General features: G+C 35.4%; 1 protein-coding gene. It reads right to left on the bottom strand.

Features of this window, described 5'->3' with window-relative positions; genetic code table 11:
- Window positions 1–191 precede the first annotated feature (191 nt).
- A complete protein-coding gene (locus FLB_RS11455; RefSeq protein ID WP_157490606.1) occupies window positions 192–755 on the bottom strand; it encodes a hypothetical protein in 564 nt (187 codons plus the stop codon).
- Window positions 756–855 lie beyond the last annotated feature (100 nt).

Here is an 855-nt window from a genome sequence, read left to right as displayed (position 1 = left end):
TTTCCAATAATTCATCTTTTACAGTTTTTTTGTGGTAGTATTACAGCTAACGTTCTGGCACTACAGCGGGTTTGGGACTAAATTAAGCCCATTATTCGGATTTGCCAAATCATCCAAATACAAGGCCATCTTTCCATTAAACCTATTGCCCAAATCCGTTGTAGTGGCTGTTGTGTGCTGCCTTTTCTGCATTAATTTAAAAGTTCTGGATAATGGTATCTGTTAATGTACCTACCATACTGTGTTTGTCCTTCGTATGTCGATGCTGAACCTAAACCGCTTTCTTCTATTTTTACTTCAAACTGTTTTGCAAGTTCCAAATCTTTTTCTGTTAAATAATGCCAATTCTTTTTTGTCTTGTCGCAAATACTTAAGGAAAAATAGTTTTCATAAACTATAATAAAAGTGTCATACCCAAATAGTTTCTGTACATACGGTTGGGCTATGTCTGGAAATTGTTTGATTGGTGTTGGAAATTTGTCTGCAATATCCGCTGGAATTGGCTTATCAAAACGAGGTTCTCCGTTTTCTAAAATATGTGGTTCAAATCCAATTGAACGAAATTTATCGAGTAAGTCTAGCCTGTCTATGAAAGTAAAGTGTGCAATCAATTGGTCGCCATCTTCAATGTGCGAATTCAATCTTCCTCGGAGTAAACAAAAATATTTTAAGTTTTTCAGCTTAGGCAGAAATATTTCTTTGTCGTACTTGTCAAATATTATACTCACGTCAAGTTTGGGAAATAGTAGTGTCATATTTATTGTTATCTTCGTTAGATGTTTTCTGTTAAGGTTGCACACAACGTTCCCGCGCTACAAGCAGTTTGGGACTAAATTAAGCCCATTTTTCGGATTT

This window comes from Flavobacterium succinicans, from assembly GCF_001662485.1.
Classification (GTDB): domain Bacteria; phylum Bacteroidota; class Bacteroidia; order Flavobacteriales; family Flavobacteriaceae; genus Flavobacterium; species Flavobacterium succinicans_A.
This window is presented reverse-complemented; position numbering and strand designations above follow the sequence as displayed.

Coding starts and splice junctions, on each gene's coding strand:
- FLB_RS11455 (WP_157490606.1), bottom strand. CDS start 755: ATGACACTACTATTTCCCAAACTTGACGTGAGTATAATATTTGACAAG.